Source organism: Acidimicrobiales bacterium (genome assembly GCA_041394265.1).
Classification (GTDB): domain Bacteria; phylum Actinomycetota; class Acidimicrobiia; order Acidimicrobiales; family SZUA-35; genus JBBQUN01.
Genome location: JAWKIO010000005.1, coordinates 27713 through 53368, shown reverse-complemented (window position 1 = coordinate 53368; position 25656 = coordinate 27713). Strand labels below are relative to the sequence as shown.

22 protein-coding genes are annotated in these 25656 nt (G+C 66.6%); 7 read left to right on the top strand and 15 right to left on the bottom strand.

The window, feature by feature from the left end; translation table 11 throughout:
• Positions 1-11: 11 nt before the first annotated feature.
• The 9 genes from R2733_00360 to R2733_00320 all read right to left on the bottom strand — a co-directional run bounded on the left by R2733_00360 (position 12) and on the right by R2733_00320 (position 10791).
• Positions 12-1538, bottom strand: coding sequence for an FAD/NAD(P)-binding protein (locus tag R2733_00360; GenBank protein ID MEZ5374929.1), 1527 nt, complete (start codon positions 1536-1538; stop codon positions 12-14).
• Position 1539: 1 nt separating this feature from the next.
• On the bottom strand, positions 1540-2229 hold the full coding sequence (locus R2733_00355) for an acetyltransferase (GenBank protein ID MEZ5374928.1): 690 nt from the start codon (positions 2227-2229) through the stop codon (positions 1540-1542).
• Positions 2222-3481: an O-antigen ligase family protein gene (locus R2733_00350; GenBank protein ID MEZ5374927.1), complete on the bottom strand. Its 1260-nt coding sequence runs from the start codon at positions 3479-3481 to the stop codon at positions 2222-2224. The genes R2733_00355 and R2733_00350 overlap by 8 nt, the downstream gene beginning before the upstream one ends.
• Positions 3478-4401, bottom strand: a complete 924-nt coding sequence (locus R2733_00345) for a hypothetical protein (protein MEZ5374926.1) — start codon at positions 4399-4401, stop codon at positions 3478-3480. The genes R2733_00350 and R2733_00345 overlap by 4 nt, the downstream gene beginning before the upstream one ends.
• Complete coding sequence (locus tag R2733_00340; GenBank protein MEZ5374925.1) at positions 4398-5693, bottom strand: hypothetical protein; 1296 nt, start codon at positions 5691-5693, stop codon at positions 4398-4400. Before R2733_00340 ends, R2733_00345 begins: the two co-directional genes overlap by 4 nt.
• Entirely contained in the window at positions 5690-6757 is a 1068-nt protein-coding gene (locus R2733_00335; protein MEZ5374924.1) for a glycosyltransferase, read from the bottom strand. The genes R2733_00340 and R2733_00335 overlap by 4 nt, the downstream gene beginning before the upstream one ends.
• Positions 6758-6764: 7 nt before the next feature.
• Positions 6765-7940, bottom strand: coding sequence for a glycosyltransferase (locus R2733_00330; GenBank protein ID MEZ5374923.1), 1176 nt, complete (start codon positions 7938-7940; stop codon positions 6765-6767).
• Entirely contained in the window at positions 7937-9073 is a 1137-nt protein-coding gene (gene wecB, locus R2733_00325) for a UDP-N-acetylglucosamine 2-epimerase (non-hydrolyzing) (protein MEZ5374922.1), read from the bottom strand. The genes R2733_00330 and wecB overlap by 4 nt, the downstream gene beginning before the upstream one ends.
• A 383-nt stretch (positions 9074-9456) precedes the next feature.
• On the bottom strand, positions 9457-10791 hold the full coding sequence (locus R2733_00320; protein ID MEZ5374921.1) for an HNH endonuclease: 1335 nt from the start codon (positions 10789-10791) through the stop codon (positions 9457-9459).
• Positions 10792-11117: 326 nt separating this feature from the next.
• Here R2733_00320 and R2733_00315 point away from each other — a divergent pair, with 326 nt between their 5' ends.
• Complete coding sequence (locus tag R2733_00315) at positions 11118-11531, top strand: hypothetical protein (protein ID MEZ5374920.1); 414 nt, start codon at positions 11118-11120, stop codon at positions 11529-11531.
• On the top strand, positions 11516-12385 hold the full coding sequence (locus R2733_00310) for a hypothetical protein (protein ID MEZ5374919.1): 870 nt from the start codon (positions 11516-11518) through the stop codon (positions 12383-12385). The genes R2733_00315 and R2733_00310 overlap by 16 nt, the downstream gene beginning before the upstream one ends.
• Before the next feature lie 41 nt (positions 12386-12426).
• On the opposite strand, the gene rfbA is transcribed toward R2733_00310, so the two are convergent.
• From rfbA to R2733_00280, 6 genes are read right to left on the bottom strand one after another with little or no spacing between them, the layout of a single operon-like run.
• Entirely contained in the window at positions 12427-13290 is an 864-nt protein-coding gene (gene rfbA, locus R2733_00305; GenBank protein MEZ5374918.1) for a glucose-1-phosphate thymidylyltransferase RfbA, read from the bottom strand.
• 13 nt (positions 13291-13303) lie between these two features.
• The gene (gene rfbD / locus R2733_00300; GenBank protein ID MEZ5374917.1) at positions 13304-14173 is read right to left on the bottom strand and encodes a dTDP-4-dehydrorhamnose reductase; all 870 of its coding nucleotides are present in this window, start codon (positions 14171-14173) and stop codon (positions 13304-13306) included.
• Positions 14170-15237 carry a dTDP-glucose 4,6-dehydratase gene (gene rfbB, locus R2733_00295; GenBank protein ID MEZ5374916.1) on the bottom strand — a complete coding sequence of 356 codons (1068 nt, stop codon included), beginning with the start codon at positions 15235-15237 and terminating at the stop codon, positions 14170-14172. The genes rfbD and rfbB overlap by 4 nt, the downstream gene beginning before the upstream one ends.
• Entirely contained in the window at positions 15237-15779 is a 543-nt protein-coding gene (gene rfbC / locus R2733_00290) for a dTDP-4-dehydrorhamnose 3,5-epimerase (protein MEZ5374915.1), read from the bottom strand. The genes rfbB and rfbC overlap by 1 nt, the downstream gene beginning before the upstream one ends.
• A gap of 38 nt (positions 15780-15817) precedes the next feature.
• Positions 15818-17488 (bottom strand): DEAD/DEAH box helicase, encoded by a 1671-nt coding sequence (locus tag R2733_00285; GenBank protein ID MEZ5374914.1) that lies wholly within the window; start codon positions 17486-17488, stop codon positions 15818-15820.
• The gene (locus R2733_00280) at positions 17485-19500 is read right to left on the bottom strand and encodes a hypothetical protein (protein ID MEZ5374913.1); all 2016 of its coding nucleotides are present in this window, start codon (positions 19498-19500) and stop codon (positions 17485-17487) included. Before R2733_00280 ends, R2733_00285 begins: the two co-directional genes overlap by 4 nt.
• 282 nt (positions 19501-19782) lie before the next feature.
• Between R2733_00280 and R2733_00275 the strand changes: the two genes are divergently transcribed.
• The 5 genes from R2733_00275 (at position 19783) to R2733_00255 (ending at position 25655) form a co-directional block, all read left to right on the top strand.
• Entirely contained in the window at positions 19783-20550 is a 768-nt protein-coding gene (locus R2733_00275) for a sugar transferase (GenBank protein ID MEZ5374912.1), read from the top strand.
• Between the two features lie 4 nt (positions 20551-20554).
• Positions 20555-21568, top strand: coding sequence for a UDP-glucose 4-epimerase GalE (gene galE, locus R2733_00270; protein MEZ5374911.1), 1014 nt, complete (start codon positions 20555-20557; stop codon positions 21566-21568).
• Positions 21568-22587, top strand: a complete 1020-nt coding sequence (locus R2733_00265; protein MEZ5374910.1) for a glycosyltransferase family 4 protein — start codon at positions 21568-21570, stop codon at positions 22585-22587. Before galE ends, R2733_00265 begins: the two co-directional genes overlap by 1 nt.
• Positions 22587-24374 (top strand): O-antigen ligase family protein, encoded by a 1788-nt coding sequence (locus R2733_00260; protein ID MEZ5374909.1) that lies wholly within the window; start codon positions 22587-22589, stop codon positions 24372-24374. The genes R2733_00265 and R2733_00260 overlap by 1 nt, the downstream gene beginning before the upstream one ends.
• 72 nt (positions 24375-24446) lie before the next feature.
• On the top strand, positions 24447-25655 hold the full coding sequence (locus R2733_00255; protein MEZ5374908.1) for a glycosyltransferase family 4 protein: 1209 nt from the start codon (positions 24447-24449) through the stop codon (positions 25653-25655).
• Position 25656: the final 1 nt, after the last annotated feature.

The following is a 25656-nucleotide window of genomic DNA, read 5'->3' as shown; positions in this document are numbered from 1 at the left end:
GAAGCCCCCGGTCATCGTGAGAACCTTTGCCCAATCTGACGGCCGAGTGTGGTGGCCATCTCGATGATTCGCCCGGCGTGCTCCAGGTGCCAGATCGGCCGCCCGGCAACGACGTTGCCTGCCAGCAGCGGTCCCATCACGTAGAGCCCAGCCGAGGCCTCGAGTCGGTCGTCGACAACGAGGCCGTTCCGGGCTGGGGTGAGCGAAGCGAGACCATGTCGCAGAAGGGAGGCAAGCGGTTCGGGGGGCGAGTCAGCATCGAGCGCCGTGGGTCCGGATGCATCGATGACGACGTCCCAGCGATCGACGACTGCGGTCGACGACGCAACTGACTCGAACGACGCCGCGACACCGACGAACCGACCAGCCTCCTTCAGCGCATCGACGATCCCGAGGTACTCGGCACCAGCGCGACGCTGCATGCGCCCAATCTCCGCCCCCGTTCGGTTGGCGAAGATCCGCCGCTCGTTCGGCGGCAACTGGGCGGCAAGGTCAGCGATCGTTCGGCTGATCGCCGGAATCATCCACCCACCGTCGTCGTGATCGCCATTGCGCTCTTTGACGGATGTCGGAGTGGCGCGGACGCGGTAGTGGGCTCGGTCGGCGTCGATCGCAGCGACGACGTCGCACGCTCGCACGTCGTGGCGGTGCTTCAGCGCCTCCAGGTGAGGAAGCTCGCGGACAGGGTCCGATGGTGACGCGTAGCGCGCCGGAAGCGTGCCGCTCTGCGACACTACGCAATACGTGGGCTCGAGCTTCGCAATGCGTTGGTCGTCCTCACACTGATAGACGAAGTCCAGCATCGTGGCGTTCGAGCCGACGATCACGAGCTTGGGAGGTATGGGCCTCGGTCCGGGTCGCTCCAGATGTGCAGCGATTCGGTCGATCGTTGCTTGCATGCCGAGTGCGTAGGGATCGGTTACCACGAGGACACCCGGCGCGGGCGTCAGCGTCTCGCTGACTCGCCGTCCCGATGGTGTGCCGATTCCGAGCACGACTCGTTCCGATTCGACCTGACCGTCGGGTCCGTCCGTGGCGACACGGAATCCGTCGGCCGTTCGATCGATGTCGGTCACGGACGCATGGATGAATCGAATCGTTGCGGCACCCGCAGCGGTTGCGTCGGCAATGATCCGTTCCATGGCTTCTCGCAGGTACCGGCCAAAGAGACTGCGAGGAATGAAGAGGTCGTCGCACAACCCGGTCTCGATCGCCCGTCGGTTCTCTGCAATCCACGTCGAGGTGTAGGCGCCGGTGAGATCGTCGAGGATCTCCGGGTGCTGCACCGATGTCTCGCTCAGCCATGCCACGAAGCGGGAGCGTTCGGCGTCGTTGAGGAACTCGCTGAGCGGGGAGATCACTCGACTCGTCGCCCCCGAGCGTGCGCCGTAGGCCACACCGCCGAACAGGTCTGGTCCCTGTTCGATCACACACACGTCGATGACAACACCGCGAGGCCGCTCGAGGAGATCCTCGAGGAACGACCGCAGGACGATGCTGGTGGAGAGACCACTACCGACGAACGCGAGGTCGAACATGTCAGCCGCTCGACTCATGCCGTGTCGCAATTCGATCGCCGAGCGGGCTGTACTTGATCACCCGTGCGGGTACGCCAACGACCGTCGCAAAGTCGGGTACGTCCTCTGTCACCACTGCGCCGGCGCCGACGGTCGCCCACTTGCCGACACGGATGCTGGGTAGCAGTGTTGCCCCGGCACCGACGTGGCTGCCCTCGCCCACCACGACATGTCCGCACAGCGTGGCGTTGGGGGAGATGTGAGCGAAGTCGCCGATGACATTGTCGTGGTCGACACTCGCTGAAGTGTTGATCAGGACGTGCTCGCCGAGCTTGGTGTTGTGCTGGATCACCGAACCCTGCAGAACGACGGTTCCGGTTCCGATGGTGACGCGCTTCGCAATGAGCGCACTGGGGTGAACGGCGGTGAGGAAGCGGCTGCCGATGAGTCCGGCAACGGTCTGTCGGACGGTGTTGTCGCCGACACCGAGCACCACCGGATGATCGAGCAGTACTCGCTCGCCCAGTTCGACGATGCCGGGCAGCATCTTGTCGCTGAGCGGGTGGCTGCGTTCGGGGTGATCCTCGAACATGCCGACGACCTCGATGCCGAGGTCTTCCAGAACGGTCGCCACCACGTGAGCATGGCCACCGGCTCCATAGATGTAGGCGTGCGGCCCGCCGGAGCGGTCGACGAGCGTGAGTTCAGCCATGGTGCACCACCTGGGGTCGCCGCCCGTGTGCGAATGTCGATCGCCGGTCCGCACCGATTGAAATGTGGCGCTGGCTGCGTTGTAGCGCTGCGACCAATGTCAATCGGTGGTGATAGCCGACGAGGAAGAAGAAGAGGAGCCCGGTCGGCCGACCGACCGTCAGCTGGCTGAAAGAGAGTACCGCCACCGCAATGGCAGGCGCAGCCATCGCCGGTCCCACGTTGCGCAAGTAAGTGCCAAGCACGACGAGACCTGCGGCCCAGAGCAGCAGCAGCAGTGGCCCGCCCTGAACCAGCACTCGCGTCCAGTCGTTGTCGATCGCCGTGCCGCTCAGCAACTGTGGCGGACTCCAGTAGCCGAGTGGGTAGGTGAGCATCCAGTCCCACAGATCGGCCAGTTGGTCGAAGCGGCCTGACACGCTGGAGTCGGCAGCGACGCCACCACGGAACTGGAGTCGTTCGATAAGTACGTCGGGGCCGAACGCCAAGAGGAGCGCAATGGCGACGCCGACCATGGCCGCGATCCGTCCGAGTCGGAGCAGTTGTCCCGTCGTTGAGAAGTAGCGCCTCCCGACCAGCCACGCCATGATCACTCCGACCGCGAGGAGTGCACCACGGCTGCCACTGGCGAGCACCAGGATCGAGGACAACGCGATCGTGGTCATTCGCTGACGCAGGTGCACCACCATCGAGTAGCAGAGGATGACGGCGGCGAACGAGCCGAGGTCGTTGGGGTTGAGGAAGAGCCCGGAAGGCCGAGCCACGATGAAATAGCCGGCCCCGAACTTCGAGTCGAGGTCGAAGGCGTTGAGCTGGTTCAGCACCGGGAAGCCATTGAAGGCTGCGATCTGGGAGAGGACGAACAGCAGATTGGCGCCGAGGATGACCAGCAATGAGGTCGAGATGTCGAACCGATCGGCAGCGAGGTACTGGCCCATCGCATAGGCGGCGACGAGCGACAGGCCGACGCCGAAGGCGGCGGCGCTACTCAGGCTGCCCCGTCCGGCGAGCACGCCGATGAGTGGGAGCACGGTGAAGGCGCCGACACCCAGACCGAGCGCCGGGTGACGGAAGACATCGAGGTCGACCGGGCGAGGGCGAAGAATCAGCAAGGTGATGATCAGCAGACACCAGGCGAACGCCAGCAGCGACAGGCTTGTGGTGAGTCCACCCCAGCGCCCGGCGGTCATCGTGATCGTGAGCACGATGGCAACAGCGGTCAGGCCAGATTGAGGCAGTGGACGAAGTCTCACACCAGCCTCCGGCACCGCTCGACGAATGCCACGATCGCCTGGTCATCGCCGAACAGGCGGTTGAGAGCGTCCCTGCCCAGCTCGTTTGGAGCCAGCCCACCATGGTCGTTCACGGCCGCCAGTTCGTCGAGCCACTCGATGGTCGACTCCGGGTGACTCCGATCGATGGCGAACACCCCGTCGAAGGGTTGGGAGAATCCGACGTAGCGGCTGAGCGCGAGCGCCTCACGGACCGTGCCGGCCAGCGCATCGTGTTTGGTCGGACGCAGGTGAACGTGGCTCTGTTCGATCACCGCTGCCCCGTTCGCGACCTCGCCCAGTAGCGCAACATTCCTGCCGGCCTGGAGCTTTTCGGATCCCTCACCGAAGATCTTGAACTGGATCGTCGGCAGCGCATCGGCCACTTTCTGGAGGAACCCCCATCCATAAAGATCGGCGTTGAACGCGGGGACATACGCCGAGACCGTGAACGGACCGGGCGGCATGAGTGACGACGACCGCTCGAGCACCGGTTGCTCGGTGGGGAACCAGATGTTCTCGGCGGCAACACCCAGCGGCTCGAGTTCGTCGGCGAACCACGGCGCACCAACCCAGTGGGGGCTGTCGAGCGCCCACTTCGGCACCCGGTCACCGTTGGTGACCGAATCGAACACGTCGGTCCCGATCCAGTAGTACGCGGCCGAGCGGCGACGCAGTGTCACCGCCGCCCGCCAGACCGCATCGAACAGTCGACCGTTGCGGTTCGACGCACCCGGGCGCAAGCCGACCCGCAGCACCGGACCCGACCCGAGCAGCAACTGTCTGGCCCAACCACGCTCACGGATGTTGATGGGCCGGGCGTCGATCCCGCCCCGGTTCCGCAGCAGGTTGGCCAAATGCTCGGGCCAGCGACCGGTGCCGATGATGGTGAGCGCGGTCATTCGTGCGCCGCCTTCTCGGCCGTCATGTCGGTGGCCAGCAGGTAGCGGGCGGTGAACAACGCCACGAGCACACTCGAGATCGACAGCCACGCGGCGGCGGTGGCCGCCGTCGGCTTCCACAGCAGGGGCAGGACGACCGCGGCCTTCGAGGCGAGGTCGATCGCCGACACGACGAACAGCACGTGGTGACGCTCGTAGCTCAGCACCAGCGAGGCCGGCACCTGCGAGGCGGCCCACGCCACTGCCCACGGCACCGCAAGCGTGAGCGGCAAGATCAGGCCCTGCCAGGTGGCGCTACCGACCAGGTCGAGCACCAGCCCACCGAACAGCACCAGTGTGAGCACACCGACAAGGGTGAGCGCCACAGCAACGAGCCCGGTGTTGCGCACCCACTCCCGCTTGCGCGAGATCGTGACGTCGCGAGCCATGCGAGGAAGCGTGCGCTGCACGGCACCGCCGACGAACGCCGCCGGCAGCGCAACGAAGCGGAACACCAGGGCGAACAGCCCCGACTCGGTGTCGTCGATCATCGCCGGAACCAGCAGGATCGGCAGATACAGCGCCAGCACGCTCATCAGCGCCGCCGCCGAGTTCGCCGTCAGCGCCTGGCGCATCTCGTTGGCGATCTGCTTGGCGAAACCCACCGAGGCCAGGCCACGCTGGGCGATCGGCACAGCGAGCGGCAGCACCGCAGCAGATCGACCGACCAGGTCGACGGCAAGCAGCGTCGTCAGCGATGAAGAGTTCTCGCCGTCCGCCAACAGCAGCGCGGCCAGCGCCACCGGCATCGACACGCCTTGGGCGATCCGGCTGGCCGAGATCCGACCGAACGCCAGATCGGCCGAGGCGATCCCGGTGCCGATCTGGGTCAACCCCAGCACCATAAGCGCCGCCGCGAGCAAGGCGATACCGGCCGGGTTCGCCAGCGAGCCGTCGACGACGAGCGAGCCATAGGCGAGCAACGCCGGCAGGGCGATCACCATCGAGCCGAGCTGGGCGGTACTCGCGGCCTTCGCCACCTCGTCGGGATTGGGACGCAGCGGGATCATGGCATCGAGGCGCAACGACAGGAACGTCGACACCGTCGACGCGGCCGCCAACACGCTGACGTATTGGCCGACGATGGCGGGCACCGCCACCCGAGCCATCACGATGATCGACACGATCGAGCCGACCGACAGCACGATGCTCGAAGCCATGAGCTTCGAGTTCTCCTTCACCACCCCCGGCGCCGACGGCGGTGTCGGAGCGGCGGCGTTCTCCCCGTTGATCCTGGCCTCGGTCATCGTCATCGGACCGCAAACGTCCGCTCGAGGAAGGCCGAGGTCGACTCGAAGGCCGATTGCCACGAGAAGTCGGGGCGGCTCTCGATCGCCGGGGCAGCCTCTCGAACCCGAAGTACGGCCTTCGCCAGACCGTGGACGTCGCCAGGTTGGCCGATCGCCTCGACACCGAACACATCGCGACAGCCCTTCACGTCATAGGAGACGGCGGGTAGACCGATGTAGGACGCCTCCATCAGCGTGCGGCAGTACCCCTCCCACTCGGCGGTGTGGACGAGGACGTCGGCGTCAGCCAGATAGGAGCGGGGATCAACCTGTCCAGGCATCGTGACCGCATCAGCGAGTCCAAGCTCATGGATCAGCTCGCGCACTTCATCGGCGAGCGGACCGGTTCCGAGCATGGTGAGCGTGGTCTCTGGCTCTGCTTCGTGACGGAGGGCAGCCAGGACGCGGACGGCGTCGGCAGGTCGCTTGCGGGCGGTGAACATCCCCATCCACACCAGCTTGGTGCCAGTGTCTCCACCCGAGCCGTTCTCGCTGCGGCGCGTGGACCGCGGAGTCCAAGCATCGGTGTCGAGACCGACACCCGCGTCCAACATGTGCACGAGTGACTTGTCGAGCGCGCCGGTGAAGAACTCTACGTCGGCAGAGTTCATGACGATGGCGCCATCGGTTCGGCCAAGCAGTGCTCGCTCGGCCAGCCAGAATGCCCGATCCACCGGGGTCTCGGGACGGTCACCGAAGTGGAGGCCGTGACAGAAGTACACGGTACGAGTGTTGCGCCGTGGCAGCAGCCGGTACAGCGCGGAGGCGGTGGCCGTATTCACCACCACCAGGTCGAGCTCGTGAGTGGCCCGCCAATCGGCGAGCGAGCGCAATGCCTTGATCGATCTGAGCGACGGATCCTGGGTCAGCCCGTCGATGTCGCTGTAGCTGGTCGCACACAATCCGTCGGGCTCGGGTCCTCCTGCGGCGGCGTGGACTTCCCAGCCGCGCTCGGTCCATTCCTTGATCCAGTCAAGGAAGAAGGACTCGATGGTGAGAGGTATCGACGTCAGGAACCCGATCTTCATGCGCGCCCTACCGACTACTCACAGAGCGGAGATAGCCGACCATGAAGTCGGCTCGCACGTCGAGGCTGTGCTTCTCGTCGACATGCCGCTGACCTGTCTGCCCCATTGCGATCGCGGCATCAGGATCAGCAGCCAGTGCCGCAACCGCCTCGGCAAGGGCGGCGCCACTCGACTCGATGAGCACCCCGCCTCCGGAGTCCTGAACGAACGAGAGCTGGTCCTCGATCTTCGTCGCGATCACGGGCGTGCCGACAGCGAGCGACTCGATCACCTTCACCGGCCACAGCCCGGTCTTCACCTCGGCATCGAGCTGATACGTCTTCGGGCTGAGCGAGGCCAACGACGAAGCAACGAGAGCAAGCGTGTCGCGGTGGGGGAGTCGCCCAACGGCGCGAACCCGCTCATGCTTGGCCAGTGTCTGCCCGGGTTCCGACTTCGACGCGTCGCCAATGACGACCAGCTCGACGTCGACCGGCCAGGCCGGATCGTTGACCGCATCGAGCAGGAGTTCGGCGCCCTGCCATGGTGCGAAGGTTCCGAAGTACACGACCTGTCGCAGGTTCTTCTCGATCGTGTGGACGTCGTCTGCGGGGACCTCGGGCGCGGCAGCCGGAGCGATGACCACCTGCGTCCGGGGCGCCACCGTCCGGGCATAGTCGGCCAGGCCAGTGGTCGCGGTCACGATGAGCGGTGCCTGACGTAGGAACAGGTCGTACGCCCGTCGGTACAGGCCGCCGAGCCACGCCAGCTGAGGATAGGCAGTGGTCGCGTCGGTGGGCGGGCCATTCAGCTCGATCACCATGTGCTTCGTCCCGCTCAGCAAACCGGCGATCGGCGAGAAGGGGAAGTTTCGGTGATACGCAATCCCTCCGTTGCGACGGCACTGCCATGCCAGTCGGAATGCCGAGAGGTACCGAGACAGACGACCGTCCGACAGGGGCGCCATCACCAGCTTGGCGCCATGCCGATCGGCGAGACGTTGCAGCTTCGCACAGGTGTTGCCGTAGGCAGCAGTTCCCGGGCGAAGGTCCTCGAAGGCGACCAGGTAGATGGGACGAAGCGCCGTGACGTCATCTGCAGTCGCGAACAGGTCGGGCAGCACTTGCAGGTCTGGCTTGGTCGGTGCCTCTGAGGTCGGCAACGCCGCCGCGGTGGTGATGGGTTCGATCGGAGCGTTGGTCATGCTGAGACCTCCGAGCGCCCGGGCGGTGTCTCGACGAGGTCGGTCGGGCGGGGAGCAGCGGGGTCGAGCAGGCGAGCCTTCATGATCTCGGCGATCCGCTCGCCGGCCTTGCCGTCCCACAGGGCAGGGCAACGCTTGGCAACGTCGCCGGCCAGCGCTCGATCGGCGGCCCCGATGATCGCCGTTGGATCGGTGCCGACGAGTGTGTTGGTGCCCTCGGTGATCGTGATCGGTCGTTCGGTGTTCTCTCGCAGCGTGAGGCACGGCACGCCGAGCGCCGTGGTCTCCTCCTGGATGCCACCCGAATCGGTGAGCACGAGCCGAGCACCGGCCTGCAGGGCAAGGAAGTCGAGGTAGCCCAGCGGTTCGATCACTCGGAACGTCTCGGGAAGTTCGAGCGCCGCCAGCTTGCCGGCGGTGCGAGGGTGCGCAGGGAAGACGACCGGGATCTTCGAGGAGACCTCACTGATCGCTCCCACCAGCCGAGCCAGCGACGCCTCGTCGTCGACGTTCGACGGTCGGTGGAGCGTCACCGCTGCGTAGCCACCCTCTTCGAGTCCGAGATCGGCGAGCGTCGAACGCTGCTTGGCCCGCTCCACATTCTTCAGCAGGGTGTCGATCATCACGTTGCCGACCAGGTGAATCTGGTCCTCTCGATAGCCCTCGGCCCGCAGGTTGTCGACACCGTCGGCCGACGGGGCGAACAGGAGATCGGCCAACCGATCGGCGACCACGCGATTGACTTCCTCGGGCATGGCCCAGTCGCGGCTCCGTAGACCGGCCTCGACATGGGCGACCACGGCCCCCGCCTTGGCGGCCACGATCGAACACGCCAGCGTTGAGTTCACGTCGCCGACCACGACCACGCCGTCAGGCTGTCGACCGTTCATGTATTCCTCGAACAGCACCATCACCCGAGCCGTCTGCTCGCCATGGCTGCCCGAACCAGCGCCGAGGTGCACGTCAGGAGCACGCAAGCCCAGATCCTCGAAGAACACGTCGGACATCGCAGCGTCGTAGTGCTGCCCGGTGTGGACGAGGTCGACCTCGATGCCGAGCTGCTCGAGCGCGTCGACGACGGGCTTGATCTTCATGAAGTTCGGTCGGGCGCCGGCGACGCAGGTGACGAGCATGCGAGATTCCTCGGGTCGGCTACAGGGCGCGTGCAGTGCTTGTGGCCCTCACCGAGTCTGCCACTCTCGGGCTGGGCTCCAGAAGGGCAATTGTGCATCTCAGGGGTGGTCGTCGAGCTCACAACCAACGAACAGTCGATGGGCACCGGCCGCTCGATGTTGCGAAGTACGAGGGCGGTGGAGCAGGTCGCGGACCATTCATCGCTCTGCTCCGAGCCAGGGGAGAGCACGATGAGTAACTGCGGCCGCTTGCGAGCCCCGCCGACCCCGTTCTGCGTGCCGGTGAATCACTGGTGTCGTTGCGAAGCTTGGACGTTGGACACGCGGAGCTACCCGAGGTGGCGGTTCCTCGGGTAGCTCGACCGGGTGCCGGGCCGGGCCGTTCAGTTGGTGGCGGGTTCTCGCTCGGGTGTTCGTCGCCGCCGGTGCACGTTGCTGGCTGGTCGTTGCCGGCGCTGCTTCTTGGCAGCGGTCCAGGCCTCGAGTCGTGTGGGCCGGCAGGTGGCCCGGACGGTGCCGCCGGGGTCGGTGAGGAACAGTTGCCCGGGTTGGGTGACCGAGTGCATGAGGTGCCAGCCGCCTTCGTGGACGAGGTGGTGGTGCCGCCAGCACAGGGGCACGAGGTTGGCGAGGTCGGTGGGCCCGCCGTGTTCCCATTCCAGGATGTGATGGACATGACATTGCTCGAACGGTGTGTCGCAGTCGCCGACAGCACAGGTGGAGTGCAGTGCCCGTAGGACGGCTCGTTGGGCGTCGGTGGCGACCCGGTGACGGCGTCCGACGTTGATCTGCCCGGTGAGCGGATCGATCGAGATGGCCTGCAGGACCGAGTCGCAGCACAGCCGGGCGAGGGTGGCGGGCGGGATCGGTGCCCCGTTGGCGGTTTCGGCCACGGTGTGGTCGTGGAACCCGTTGGCCAGGGTGTCGGCGTCGGCAACAGCGGTGATGTCAGCCCTGCCGGCGGCAGCGAGGGTGGCGGAGGCGAGCAGGGTGAGGGCTTGGGCTGCGTATTGCTCTCGGCGGATGGTTTCGCCGTCGAGTGGGGCGAACCCGAGCCCTGCCCCGTTCGGGTCGTCCTTGGCGGTGTTGATGAGCGAGTCGGTGAGGGTGTTGAGGCCGTTGAGGATGGTTTCACCGCGGATGGGGTCGATGGCGAAGCTTCCTCGGATCATCCCGGTGGATGGTTCGGTCCACGCTTTGACGTAGGACTCGCGTCGTTGTTGTTCGAGCCGTGATTCGCCCCGGTCGGCTTTGATGTCGTTGGCGACCTGTCGGCAGTGCTTGGCGAACGCTTCGGGTGACAGTTTTCCGGCGGCGTTGGCGAGTTCTGCGTCTCGGGCAGCGAACGCGGCGCGTTCTTGTTGGGTGAGGCCGTGTTGGGCGTTGTTGGCGGCGTCGAGGTGTTCACCGCTGGCGGTGCCGTCGGCGACCTTCTCGCCGAGGCCGGGGAGTTCGCCGAGGGTTTTGCCGCGTCGGGTGTTGCGGCGGGCAGTGCGCTTGCTGGTGCGGCCCTTGTTGCCCATGACATCGGCGGGATCGGGTGCGGACTTGTCGGCGTTCTTCAGGGTGTTGGCTCGTTGGGCGATGGAAGCGGTGACGTAGGAGACGTAGGCGTCGAGTTGGCGGCACGATTCCGACAGTGCGGCCAGCTGCGCTGCGGTGCAGGTGGCGAGGTCGGTGTTCTCCAAATGGTGGAGGTGGCGCTGTGCCGGAGTCATGGAGATCACTCTACGCAGGGGGTGTGACACGCCCCTGACCTGCGAAAACGCTGAAACTGAACGCAGGTGGTGCGACCTCCCCATGTTGCCGGCGGGCACCAGTGTCTACCGTCGACTCCGTGAAGCGAACCGTTGCGGCCCGAGCCACCCTGCACCGCCTCCTGCCGACCGTGGCCGCCGCCCTCGTTTGGGCATCGTGCACCTCCGGCTCGAGCGACGCCGCCCCGACCACACGGGCGCCATCAACCACGACGACTGCGGCCACCGTGCCCGAGCCGACAACAACGACCGCCCCGCCGGCCACGACCTCGACCACCGCTGCGCCCGTGTGGACCGAAGAGGAGCAGGCGATTATCGATGCGTACGAGCAGTTCCAGGTCGAGTTGGTGGCCGTCCTCGTCGATAGCGAGCGTGACCTGACCCGCTTGAGGTCCTTGGCATCCGAACCGGTTGGTGAGGCGATAGAGGCATCGATCGCGAGGCGCCGACTTGAGGGGATCGGCACGGACGGCACGCTCCACATTGAAGTCCTCGGGATCAGATTCTTTGGCCTGGACCTTGCCGAAATCGATGTGTGCAGCTGGGACACGACAGTTCGAGTCGAGGAGGGCATGGTGGTTTCAGAACCGGACCCCACGCCGTTGACCCGAACGGCGGAGATGGAGAAATCGAACGGGCGTTGGGTTGTCGGTGACGCCAAGGACAATGCAGCAAGCGGACTCGAGTGCGTGCTCGACTGATAGCAGCTGCGGGCTTGATGGCCGGAGCGAGCGTGGTTGGGTTATCGGCACCTGCCAGCGCAGGCGAGGCGAGCGACATCCACACGACCTCCTCAGCCACCAACGACAGTCGAGGAATCACGACCACCGTCTCCCAGTCCGGGTCGGTGTCGTCGGAGCATCTGGCGTCGTCGTCGCTCGACGAGTGCACGATCTACCTCGATCTGTCACCGACGGAGGTCCTCGTCCACCTCCAGTCCGAGGCCTTCGGTCCCGACAACGCCCACTCTGACGCCCAGCGCTGGACGATGATCGTCTGCCCGACCCCGGTGTTCGCCGGCAGTCGGTACGGCTTCTGGCCGGTCGGCGACCCGATCCCTCGCCCGGTCGTCGTCTTTCTCGGCCGCGAGGCCATGGCTCGAGCGGCGGTCACCCCGCCCACGCCACACGGGGCGCCCGACGGTGTGACCATTCCCTACGTCACCCAGATGCCGACCTGGTGGTGGCTCGACGACACCGACTGGCGCACGGCGACCGGTACAGCATCACTCGGCCAACCGACCCCGGCGTCGGTCACCGCTGTCCTCACGCCGATCGAGTCGACCTGGCAGGTCGGCGACCACTCCGTCACCTGCGCCCAAGGCCTGCCGTGGCAGGAGAGCCTGAGCGACGACGACCCGCAGCGCTGTGGCCTCACGCTCGAGACCATCTCCGGTCCCGAAGGTGTCGAGCAGATCGTGTCGATCAGCTACGAGGTCTCCTTCATCTGCTCACCAGCAGTGCTCTGCGATCAGCTCCCGACGTTCGAACCGATCGTGGTGTCGGCCACGTCGACGGTCGAGGTCATCCAGATCCGAGGAGTCCTGACTTCTTGATACACGCGTGAAGCCCACGTGGGCTTTCTCAGGTCGCCGCCTCAGCCCAGCAGCTTGAGGAGGTAGTCGCCGTAGCCGCTCTTGCGGAGTGGTTGGGCGAGTTCGGTGAGCCGTTGGTCGTTGATCCAGCCGCGGGACCAGGCGATTTCTTCGAGGCAGGCGATCTTCATGCCTTGGCGGTGTTCGAGGACTCGGACGAACTCAGCGGCTTCGACCATGGCGTCGAAGGTGCCGGTGTCGAGCCACGCGAATCCCCGGTTGAACTGGACGACATCGAGGGTGCCGTCTTCGAGGTAGGCGTTGTTGACCGAGGTGATCTCGAGCTCGCCCCGAGCCGAAGGCTTGACGGCTTTGGCGATGTCGACGATCCGGTGGTCGTAGAAGTAGAGGCCGGTGACGGCCCACGACGATCGTGGGTGTTCGGGTTTCTCCTCGATGGACAGGGCCCGGCCGGTGTCGTCGAACTCGACCACCCCGTAGTGCTGGGGTTCGGCGACCTGGTAGGCGAACACGGTGGCGCCGTTGTTGTTGGCGACGGCGTTGGTGAGCAACGTGGACATACCTTGGCCGTAGAACAGGTTGTCGCCGAGGATGAGGGCGCAGGCGTCGCCGGCGATGAAGTCCTCGCCGATGATGAACGCTTGGGCGAGGCCGTCGGGGGAGGGTTGGACGGCTTGGGTGATGTTGATGCCCCATTGGGAGCCGTCGCCGAGGAGTCGGCGGAAGGCGGCTTCGTCTTCGGGGGTGGTGATGACGAGGATGTCGTCGATGCCGGCGAGCATGAGGATCGACAGCGGGTAGTAGATCATCGGCTTGTCGTAGACGGGCAGGAGCTGTTTCGACGTGCCGATGGTGAGCGGATGGAGCCTCGAGCCGGTGCCGCCGGCCAGCACGATCCCCTTCATCGCTTGTCGTCTTTCATGCGGTGCCCTCCAGTTGGTCGAGTTGGGCCGACACCTCGGCGAGGGCCTCACGCCAGGGGCGCAGGGTGATGCGGTAGGTGTCGGTGAGCGTGGTGGTGTCGAGCCGGCTGTTCGCCGGTCGTGGCGCCGGGGTGGGATAGTCGGCGGTCGTGATACGGCGCACGGTGGTGCGGGTGTTGCCGGTCGCGTCGATGGTGGCGATGGCGAGGTCTGCCCAGGTGCCGGCATCGGGGGCGGCGCAGTGGTACACACCAGGAACCGACCAACCGTTGGCGACGATCGCCACGATCGCTCGGGCGATGTCGACTGCCGAGGTGGGGCAGCCGTGCTGGTCGTCGACCACGCCGAGGTCGTCGCGTTCGGCGGCGAGGCGGCGCATGGTCTTGACGAAGTTGTTCCCGACCGAGCTGTAGACCCACGACGTGCGGAGCACCACGGCGGCCGAGTTCGACAGGGCGGCGTACTCGCCGGCGAGTTTCGACCGGCCGTACACGCCGAGGGGACGGGGCGAATCGGTCGGCAGGTAGGGGTCAGCGCTGGTGCCGTCGAACACGTAGTCGGTCGACACATGGATCAAGCCGGCGTCGATGGCCCGGGTGGCAGCAGCCATCGCTTCCACCGCGACGGCGTTCACGGCGTAGGCGAGCACCGGTTCGGTCTCGGCCCGATCGACCGCGGTGTAGGCGGCAGCGTTGACGACCACGTCGGGTCGGTGCGCCTCGATCGCAGCTCCAACCGCAGCAGGGTCGGTGAGGTCGGCGTCGTCCCGTGAGAGCCTGACGAGTTCGGTGCCGTCGGGCCAGTCGGCCCGGCCGAGTTCGGTGGCGACCTGTCCGGTCGTTCCGAACACCAGAACCCCCGTCATGAAGCCGTGCCGAGGCGTTGGCCTTGGTAGTTGCCGTCGAGGATGGCTTGCCACCAGTCGCGGTTGGCGAGGAACCAGTCGATGGTGGTGGCGATCCCGGTCTCGAAGGTGACCGATGGGGTCCAGCCGAGGTCGGTTTCGATGTGGCTGGCGTCGATGGCGTAGCGGTGGTCGTGGCCGGGCCGGTCGGTGACGAAGGTGATCAGCTCACGGTGCGAGCGGCTGGTGTCGCCACCGATACCGCCGACCCGGTCGTCGAGCAGGTCACAGATGGTGTGGACGACGTCGAGGTTGGTGCGTTCGGACCGGCCACCGATGGTGTAGGTATCGCCCGGGGCGCCGGACTCGAGCACGGTGATCAGGGCTCGGGCGTGGTCGTCGACGAACAACCAGTCGCGGATGTTGTCACCCTTGCCGTAGACGGGAAGGGGTTCGCCGGCGAGGGCCTTGATGGTGACCAGCGGGATCAGCTTCTCGGGAAAGTGGAACGGCCCGTAGTTGTTCGAACAGTTCGTGACGATGGTGGGCAGGCCGTAGGTGTCGAACCAGGCCCGGGCCAGATGGTCCGACGCCGCTTTCGATGCCGAGTACGGCGAGCGAGGCGAGTACGGGGTGGTCTCGCAGAACGCCGGGTCGTCGAGGGTGAGCGAGCCGAACACCTCGTCGGTAGAGATGTGGACGAACCGGAATGCGTCGCGGGCCGGGCCGTCCAGCTGTTCGTAGTGGGTGCGGGCTGCCTCGAGCATGGTGAACGTGCCGACGACGTTGGTGTTGATGAAGGCTGCCGGGCCGTCGATCGACCGGTCGACATGGGACTCCGCCGCCAGGTGCAGCACGGCGTCGGGCTGGTACTCGGCGAACGCGGCGGCCACCGCGGCCGGGTCGCAGATGTCGACCTGAGCAAAGGCGTAGCGGGGGTCGTCCGCGACGGAGGCGACCGTGCGAGGATCGCCGGCGTAGGCGAGCTTGTCGAGGTTGAGCACCGAGTGGCCGGTCTGGGTGATGAGGCGGCGGACCACGGCGGAGCCGATGAACCCGCAGCCACCGGTGAGGAGTAGACGCATCAGAACAGGTCTCCTGCTTCGAGGACTTCGGCGAACGTGGGGGCGGCGGCGTCCTTGTCGGACAGGACCGGGGTGACCTCGTCGCCCCAATCGACACCGAGATTGGCGTCGTTCCAGATGATGGAGCGTTCCGACGCCGGGTCGTAGAGGGCGGTCACCTTGTAGGCGACCTTGGTGTCGGGTTCCAGGGTGACGAACCCGTGCCCGAACCCGACCGGGATCCACAACTGGTTCCCGGTCTCGGCGTCGAGGCGGACCCCGACCCACTGGCGGAAGGTGGGGGAGTCGACCCGCAGATCGACGGCCACATCGAGGATGGCGCCGGTCTCGACCCGCACCAGCTTGCCCTGAGCGAACGGGTGCTTCTGGAAGTGGATGCCACGCAGGGTGCCGGTCGGGACCGACATCGATTCGTTGTCCTGGCAGAACGGTTCGTCGAGCTGGCGGGTCGACCACGTCTCACGGAACCAGCCCCGGGCATCGGCGAACGTCCGAGGCCGGAACTCCACGACATCAGGCAGATCAGTCGGCTGTGCGGTCACTGCACCACCATACGCGGCGGTGTGCAACGATCGTGCGATCAGTGGTCGACGATGTCGTAGCTGTAGCCCTGCTCGGCCAGGAACCGTTGGCGGTTCAGCGCGTACGCCTGCTCGACGGTCTCGGCGGTGACGATCGTGTAGAAGTCGGCTTGGCCGCCGTCGAGCTTGGGCCGCATGATCCGGCCCAGCCGTTGGGCTTCCTCCTGGCGTGACCCGAACTGGCCCGACAGCTGGATGGCGACGTTGGCCTCGGGCAGATCGATCGAGAAGTTGGCGATCTTGGAGACGACCAGCACCGGGATCTCACCGGTGCGGAACGCCTCGAAGCGCTCGTCTCGCATCTTCTGCGAGCTCTTGCCGGTGATCAGCGGTGCCCCGAGTCGCTCGGCCACCGTCTCCAACTGCTCGAGGAACTGACCGATCACCAGGATCCGGTCGCCCCGATGGCGTTCGACCAGCTGGGCCAGGGCGTCGAGCTTGACCGCAGCGGTGGCGGCGATGCGGTGCCGGTCGGCCGGGTCGGCGAGGGCGTAGGTCATGCGCTGCTCGTCGTTGAGGTGGACCCGGATCTCGGTGCAGCGCGCCGGCGCGATCCAGCCCAGCCCCTCGAGTTCACGCCACGGAATGTCGAATCGCTTGGGGCCGATGAGGGAGAACACGTCGCCCTCGTTGCCGTCTTCACGAATGAGTGTGGCGGTGAGCCCCATGCGGCGCACGGCCTGGATGCGGGCCGCAGCTCGGAAGACCGGCGCCGGTAGCAGGTGGACCTCGTCGTAGATGATCAGGCCCCACTGCTGGGAGTCGAACAGCGACAGATGCGGGTGGCGGTCGAAGGGATCGGCGGTCTTCGGCGAGCCCTTCTTGGCCCAGGTGAGCACCTGGTAGGTGGCGATCGTGACCGGGCGGATCTCCTTGGCACTGCCGGAGTATTCGCCGATCTGGCCCTCGGTGAGCGTGGTCTTGTCGAGCAGTTCCCGCCGCCACTGACGGGCCGACGACACTGACGTGGCGACGATGAGACAGTGCTCGCCCGCGGTGACCAGCGCGGCCAGACCGACGATGGTCTTGCCAGCGCCGCAGGGCAGGACCAGCACGCCGGAACCACCGGAGGGGTCGCCGTCGCGCCACCACGCCGACACCGCATCGCCCTGATACGAGCGCAGCTCGGCGGTCAGTTCGACGTCGGCGAGGGGCGCACCTTCGTCGAATCCGGCCTCGTCGGCCGCGGGCCAGCCCAGCGTGATCAGCGCCTGCTTGAGCACGCCTCGGTCGCCTCGACGGACGGCGATCCGGTTCCCGTCGAGTCGATCACCGACCAAGGGCTCCACCGAGCGATGGCGGATCACCTCTTCGAGCAGGGCGATCTCGTCGGTCACCAGCGCCAGTCCGGCGGTGTCGTGATCGGCCACGATGCGGAGCCGACCGAACCGGCTCATCTGGTCATGCACTTCGGTCAGCACCGACGGTGCGACCGGATACTTCGCCAGCCGGGTCAGCGTGGCAGCCACGTCGCCCGCCGACTCGCCGGACGCTGCGGCGTTCCACAGCGACAGTGGCGAGATGCGGTAGGTGTGGATGTGCTCGGGTGAGGTCTCGAGTTCGGCGAACCGGGCAAGCGCTTCGCGTGCCTCTTCGTAGCGGGGTGAGGCGACCTCGACGAGCACCGACAGGTCGGCCTGGACGATGAGGGGATTGGTCGGGTCGGTCATGGGAACAGGAGAGGCGTCAGGGGCTGGGCAGGCTGGTCGGCGCCGACGTGGGGAATCTGCCACGCTGCTGCCGGCTTCGGAGCGGTCGCCCCGTCGAGGCGGGTGCCGGACAGCACCACACCCTTGCTTCGCAACACCTCGGCCACCTTCGATTCGGGAAGCGGCGAGATGGCGACACCCGGCGCCACCACGTCGAGCTTTGCTGCCTTGTGGCGGGCGGCGTCGCTGAGGGCGATGTGGTCGGCGCACGTGATGACGCAACCAACGGTGCGAATGGTGATGGTGGTGCCGCTCTCGCTCGCGTCGACCAGGAAGCGCTCGACCCCCGGAGGCAGCTCGGTCTTGGTGAGCGAACGCACGAACGCCAGCGGGGAGAAGTCGGGGTCGGTCGCCGAGCGGGTGACCCGATCGGCCGACAATCGCCACACCTGCACCACTCCCGAGCTGACCGGATCGGCGATGCGACGCAGCCCGATGATCGTGTCGAGTGACGCGCCCGCGGGCGTGATGATCGTGTGGTCGGCCTGCACGACCGATGGCTGACCACCCGACCCGAACAACGAGCCGAGGTCGCCGGTGCGGCGGCACACGGCCCGACCGGCCGCGGTCAGACCGACGGCCGTGCCCGACGAGACGACGCCGAGGCGCACCAGATCGGCCAGGTCGTCGTCGATCGGGTCGCCGAATGCAAAGCGGCTGTGACGGAGCCCGAGGTAGCGCTGCAGGCTCGACGCGGGCAGCCCGAGACCGTCGGGGAGATGGTCGAGCGCAGCGAGGAGCAGGACACGACGCTGGGTGGCCTCGGGATCCGGCGAGAGCACCGGCGTCATCCACCGTTCGACCACACGAGCCCACCGCTCGATCGCGGGTTGTACGCCGTACGCCTTGGCCCGGCTGGGCTCGGGCACCCAGAAGCAGTCCCGAGTGGCGCCGCGACCCCGGCCGGCGATGGGGCCGAGTTCGGGAACGAGGAGACCCAGCTCGATGGCGAGGTTGCCGCAGCGGACCGTGAGCTCGGCGTCGGTGCCTGCGGCCTTGGCCACACTTCGCCAGTACTTGACCGGCGGTCGTCGGCCGCCGGACTTGTTGCCCAGCGCCGGTGTGGCTGCGGCAGCGGCGAGGATTTCGTCGAGTGCGTGCAGGGTTTCGACGATGGCGTCGGGTCCATCAGGATCGAGCGTGACCACATCGGGCAGCGACGGCGGATCCCAATCGGCGGTGAGCCGCATGTCGAAGACGCTCGCCATCTCGGCCCAGATCCAGACATCGCGGTAGTTCCAGTCGGCACCGATCAGGAGCGAATCGGCCAGCTCGCGGATCGGGCTGTACGCATGCATCAGCCCCAGCCGGCGGAGTTCGTCGGGCAGGATCTCGTAGGCCGAGTGGGCGCCCGGGATGTCGGAGTGGCTCGGGAACCCTTCGAACGTTCGCTGCATGAGGAGAGCGAAAACCTGCCGAGCCTCGAGCGAGAGGCGCTCGAGCACCCGGGCGATGGCCTCGCCATCGGTGATGACGCTGGCCACGGCGGCTGCTCGCTCCTCCTTTCGTGTGCCCACGTCGTCCAGGCCCGCGAGTGCGGCAGCACGCCGGAGCTTCTCGGAGGTGATCGTCGGAAGGAAGTCCCGGAACGACGGGATCGGCAGGTCGATCCGCCCGGCGATGTCGTCGAAAAGCGTGAGTTCACCGGTGTCGAGGATGGTGCCGAGCCCGGTGACCACCAGATCCGCCACCGCTCGATCGAGCCAGTGCGGTTCGAGATCGCCGGCAGCGGCAATCGCCTGATCTCGGGTGAGGAGATTGTTGTTCAGCTTGATGACGAACAGCAGGTTGTAGGCGATCCGGTCGAGCGAGCTGGCCACCGAACCGAGCCCGACCCCCGAGCCGTCGAGGAACGGCACCCGCCGACGTTCCGGTCGCTCGGCGAACGCGGTCCGCACGATCGGCTGACGGGCCAACACGTCGTCGACCAGCGCTGCGTCGTCCAGATCGACATGGCTCCACGGTTGCCCCACGGCAACGAGCCTATTGCCCACCCTCTGACAGCGAGCAGCCAGCATCGATCCTCACACATGGTGGTGATGTCGGCGGCGATCGGGAGGGTTCGTCGATGTCATTGAGGCGACATCTATCAACAATCACGCAGCTGGATCAAGCTTGTGTCAAACCGTCGCCATGGGTTCGTTCTCCTACAACGTTTGAAGTCGACCACTGCTAGTGTTCGCCAACTGGTCCGTCTGACCTCGATGGTCGACCGCCAGGTCCGGTGTGCAGGGAGGCGGCAGATCGGTAGCGGGGTGAGGGGACAACGCAAGACTGCAGCGGTTGCCGAGTCGGTGCCGTTGGCGGATCGCGACCTGGTTGCGGTGCGACAGGTGGGTGCCGAGATCGATCTGTGCGGCGATCACGCCATCGTGCGCGTCGCTCGGCTGCCGATCTCGCATGTCCGTCGCAGACCGGTGCGCTACAAGCGACTGTTCGACGTCGTTGTCGCAAGCCTGGCCTTGGTCGCGCTGCTTCCGCTGATGACCCTGGTTGCGTTCCTCGTACTCACCACCTCCCGTGGCCCGGTTCTGTATCGGAGTGAACGGTGGGGCCATCGTGGCTCGACCTTCGGTGCGATCAAGTTTCGATCGATGTGCGCCGACGCCGACGCTGCGCTTGCCGCAGCGATGGCGAGTGATCCGGAGACGGCAGCGGAGTATCAGGAGTCGTTCAAGTTGCAGCGGGACCCCCGCGTCACGAGGGTCGGCAGGGTGCTTCGCCGGTACAGCCTCGACGAGATGCCGCAGCTGGTGAACGTGTTGCGAGGTGAGATGAGCATCGTTGGCCCGCGACCGAAGCTCATCGAGGAGGCGGCGCGATATGGGCCCGACCTGGAGGCCGTGCTCAGCGTTCGACCCGGACTCACCGGGCTGTGGCAGGTGAGCGGCCGCAACGAGGTCGACTATGCAGAACGGATCCAACTCGATCTGACCTACGTCGAGAAGGCATCACTGCGGCTCGATCTCGCCATCTGCGGTCGCACGATCGAGCAGGTGCTGGCCGGCACCGGGAGCTACTGAGACCGTGCGGATTGCTCTGACCGGGGGCACGGGATTCATCGGGAGTCACCAAGCCGTCACGCTGATCTCAGCCGGGCACGACGTTGTCATCGTCGACGATGGATCGAACAGCGACGCGTGCAAGGTCGGCGATCGGATCGGGCGGATCGCAGGGATCTGCCCGCCGATCGAGGTGTTCGACGTTCGTGACACGACGCGGCTCACCGATGTGCTCCGAGCATTCGGGGCAGAAGCCGTGATCCATCTGGCCGGATCGAAGCACGTCCGGGAGTCGGTCGAGCGTCCGTCGCACTACTTCCGCAACAACATCGACGGTTTGGCGAGCGTGGTGGAGGCGGCGGGAGCGGTCGGTGCCTTTCGCCTCGTCTTCAGTTCGTCAGGCTCGGTCTACGGACACGCCGATCGATGTCCGATTCCCGAATCTGCAGCCCACCGACCCACCAACCCTTATGCGCTGACGAAATCCGTCGGGGAACAGATGCTGCGAGACGTCACCCACAGCGATCCTCGATGGTCGATCACGGCGCTGCGCTACTTCAACCCTGCAGGTGGGCACCCGTCGGGCCTGCTCGGCGACGATCCTGTTGGTGCGGCCGCCAATCTCCTCCCGAGGGTGCTCCAGGTCGCCCTCGGGATGCAGAGCGAGGTCGAGATCCTCGGCGACGATTGGGCAACGAATGATGGCACGGCAGAACGAGACTACGTGCACGTGCTCGACGTCGCCGACGCACATGTGCGAGCGCTCACGCAGCGCGCCGCCTGCGGGTTCGAGGCCTTCAACATCGGGCGTGGCGTGGGCGTCTCCGTCCTCGAACTGGTCGAGATGTGCCGACGCATCACCGGCCATCCGATCCCCACGAGGGTCGTCCAACGTCGCCCCGGCGACGTCGCCACCCTCGTTGCGGACACCACTTCGGCTCGCAGCACGCTCGGGATCGACTGTGCCCGAGACCTCGAGCACATCTGCACCGACGCGTGGCGATCGGCGTTGTGCGCACGATCGGGAGTGGCAGTCTGATGGGCGTCGTCGTTGCGGAGCACCCGACGAGCGCCGACTACTGGGGAGGAGCGGAGGCGCCGGAACACTTCGGTATGTCGGTGGCACGTCGTCTCGGGGCAGACTACCCCGCACCGCTGGCCGACAACAAGGTCCTGCAACTCGTCGAACAGCGGGCCGGGTTCAAGTTCCGCGCTGCGTACCGTGCAGTCCGCACTCCTGGGGCGCAAGCGTTCGTATCGATGTCGGAGCAGGTCGGCGTTCCGCTCGCCGTACTCGACCGTCACCGCACGCCCCACGTCGTCGTTGCTCACAACGTGATCACCCCGTTCAAGCGACGGCTGCAGTCGACGACCCACTGGCTCGAGTGGTTCGACCGAATCGTCGTCTTCTCCCACGTGATGGGCCAGTTCCTCGTGAGCGAGGTCGGTCTGCCAGGCGAGCGAGTACACGTCGTTCCACATCCGACCGACCAACGCTTCTTCTCGCCCCAAGCCGACGCGGTCGTCGATCCGTCGCTGGTGGTGGCGGTCGGCCGGGAGCACCGTGACTACACGACGCTGGTCGAGTCCATGCGACGCCTCCCCGAGGCCAGGGCCGTCATCGTCGCCAACAGCCCGTGGGCAAAGCGCAGGGCACCAGGCGAGGCGCTACCGGCGCCCTCGAACGTGGAGTTCCGACCCTTCTTGCCCGCAGGGGAGTTGCGCTCGCTCATGGCTCGGGCCGCCGTCATTGCGGTACCGCTGCAGGCCGGGTTGACGTTCGGTGCCGGGTTGAACGGTCTCTGCGAGGCGCACGCCATGGGACGACCGGTGGTGGCAACGTCGACGCCGGGACTGCTGGAACACCTCGACAACGCCGCGACCTTGTCGGTTCCGCCATCGGATGCGGTGGCGATGGCCAGTGCGCTCAGACAGGTGATGCAGGACGGGGCGGGGGCTGACCGGATGGGAGCCCTCGGACGCCAGCTGATCGAGGCCGGTCACTCGAATGACAACTTTGCCGAACGGATTGCCACCCTGGTCGAGCAGGTGTGCTGATGTTCGAGCTCGCGACCGCTCGAAGTGCCGACTACGTCCGACTGATCCTCCGCTACTGGTTCGTCCCGGTGTCCTTGCTCGCCGTTGCCGTTGGGTTCGTGGCGACGGCTGATCCCAGTCCAGCGTTCCGCGCCACGGGCCGCATCGGCTTCGTTTCCGAGGTCTCCTACTTCGAACTGGAACCGGTGCGGAACGCGCTGGTGTCGCGGCTGCAAGCCGACGACTTCGTCGCCGAACTCCGACAACGCCAGCCCGGCTCCGATGCCGTCGAGCTGCTCGGCGATGAGGCCTACCGGCCACTCGGCTTCTTCGACCTGGAGGGTCGAGGCGACGATGCCGACCTCGTGGTCCGCACGACGCAGACCGCACTCGATCTGTTGCGTGAATGGATCAACGAGCAACGCCGAGCGACGTCGATGAGCGAGCCAGTCGAGGTGATCGAGCTGCGACCCGTCGGCGACGCAACACAACCCTGGCGTGGCAGTCGGCTGATGGGAGCTGCCGTCGCCGGTCTCCTGCTCGGCGTTGCGTTGGTACTGGTGGTGAAGGGCGACGACCTGCCGGTGAGGACCGGGCTCGGTCGGCCTGGAGCCGGCCTCTTCCTCGTGTGTGTCGCTGCCCCCTTCTCCAGCGACTCGCTCGACACCGTGCTACGCCCGAGCGTCGACGTTGCGCAGCTGTTGATCCTGGTCACAGGAAGCGGCATGGCGCTCGGCGCACTGGCCTTGTCGACGGCCGATGTCCTGGCGCCGGTCCGGCGAATGCCGAGCGCCGCCTACCTGGCGCTCCCCGCTGTCGGCCTCCTCATCGCACCGAGGGCGATCGATGCAGCCGCCGCACAGCAGAGCGCCCTCGGCTTCCTGGTGGTCGGCACGGTCGTCGTTGCCGTGATCGGTCGAGTTGGGCTGGAGCGAGCGACGTCTCCGCTGATCGCAGCACTCGTCGTGTCGCTGACACTCGGTGTCCTGATCGAGGCGTTCGGACCGCGCACGGAGCTGACGCAGTTCTTCGCCGCCGATGATGGCGCCTTCGGCTACGGACGGTTGCGCGGAGGCTTCGCCGATCCGAATGCTGCCGGACGCGCCGCCGCCGCGCTGGTGGTCCTGTGCGCTGGCGTCGCTCACCGATCGACGGTGTGGATCACTGGTTTGGGTGTGGCCGCTGCCGGTCTGTTGGTGGCCACGCAGTCCCGCACGGCCGCGATCGGTGGTGTGGTCGCGATCGTCGTGTTGATCGGCGCTCGACGAGACAGCCGTCGATTCGCCCGTCGGACCTCGAGTGCCGCTGCGGTCGTCCTGTTCGCCCTGTTCGTGGTGGTGGCCGCACTCGCTGCGTCACCGACCGCGCGCGACCTGTTCGAGCGTGACGACAACCCCGGCGAACTCGTGACGCTGACCGGACGAACACAGATCTGGGCAGCGTCGGCGGAGGCTTGGGCCCGACAACCGCTGGTCGGCTACGGCTTCGGCAACAGCGAGGACGTCCTCACCGAAGCCCGTCGCCTGGGGATGATCGACAATGCCGTCGCCCACGCGCACAACGCCGTCTTGCAGATCATGCTGACCTCCGGTGTCCTCGGGTTGGCATCGTTGGGGTCGATCGCCCTGTGGCTCCGGCGCCAGTCGTCCTCACGACACCTCCCGCCATCGACGCTGGCCCTGGGAGCGCTCGTTGCCGTGTTCTCGGTCACCGAGTCGGTCTTCGCCTCCCGAATCGATTGGACCGACCTCATCGTCTTCGCGTTGCTGGCCGAGCTCGGCCGAACCTCACGACTGGCGCTCGACTAGATGGAACGCTTGGGCGCGCATGCCGTCATGGTGAGTTCTCGTGACCCTCGAGCCGTCGTGGATCATGGGCGTATGGCGGTCCTGCGCACCGCACTCGGGGTCCTCGATGCGTCGTTCGACCGGGTGACGGTGTGCTTCCTCCGGCCGAGCACCGTGGATGGCGCTGCCGCTGTTCCCCATGTCGACTACGTCCAGCTTCCCGACAGCAGGCGCGCACGCGTCGGGCAACTCGTTGCGTCGGGGATCGTCGGGCACCGATCATTGAACGAGGCCGCCGGCATCGACCGAACGCAGCTGGCAGGCCTGGAAGCGGCGCTCTGCGGCGTCGGCGTGACCCCCGATCTCTTCGTCTTGGATGGGTTGCGTGTGGCCGCCACGCTGTCGCACATCGGCGCGCCGGCCCTGGTCGACCTCGACGATCTGCTCTCGGTTCGATATCGAGCCTGGGCATCGTTGCCGTTCGCCGAGCTGCCGTTCGACATCTTCGGCACCAACCCCTCCAGCCCCGTCAACGGGCTGGCGCGGCGTCTGCGACCGTTGCTGCCCCATGTGCTTCGCCACGAAGCACGAGCGGCCGAAAGGTTCGAGTTGGACGTGTGTGCCTCGGGTGCGCGTCTCTCGCTGGTCAATCCGGTCGAGGCTGCGGCGTTGTCGCAACGCATCGGGCGCATCGTCGACACGCTTCCGATGGCCTTGCCCTCGCTGCCTTCGGCAACCTGGTTGTATCGATGTGATCCCCGCTTCGATGCCGCCTTCGTCGGAAGGGTCACGCACCTCTCCAATCTCGCGTCACTCCATTGGTTCGCACAGGAGGTACTCCCCGAGCTGCGACGGTTGCTCGGGCGGGCACCGAGGATCGCCGTCGTCGGGAGGACGTCGGCAACAGTCGAGCGCTGGCTTCGCTCGATCGGTCTGGAGCCACTGGGATTCGTGCCGGACCTCGCGGATGTTCTCGCTGCGTCGGCCGTGGCGATCGCACCGCAGATCGTGGGAGGTGGCGTCAACACCAAGGTGCTGGACTACGCCGCCGCCGGGATACCGATCGTCGGGACCACGAACGCCTTCGCCGGCCTGCTCGCGTCCGAGGAGGCCGAGTGGAGCCCCGTCGATGAAGGTCAGTGCTTTGCCGAAGCGATGGCTGCGATCAGGTTCGACCCGAGGCGGGCTGCGAACTCGGTCGCTGCGGTTCGTGATCATGTCCGGGTCAACTACGATCTGGCCACAGTGCAGGCTCGCTGGCACGGGGCCATGGCTGCCGCAATCGATGAGCAGGGAACGTAGC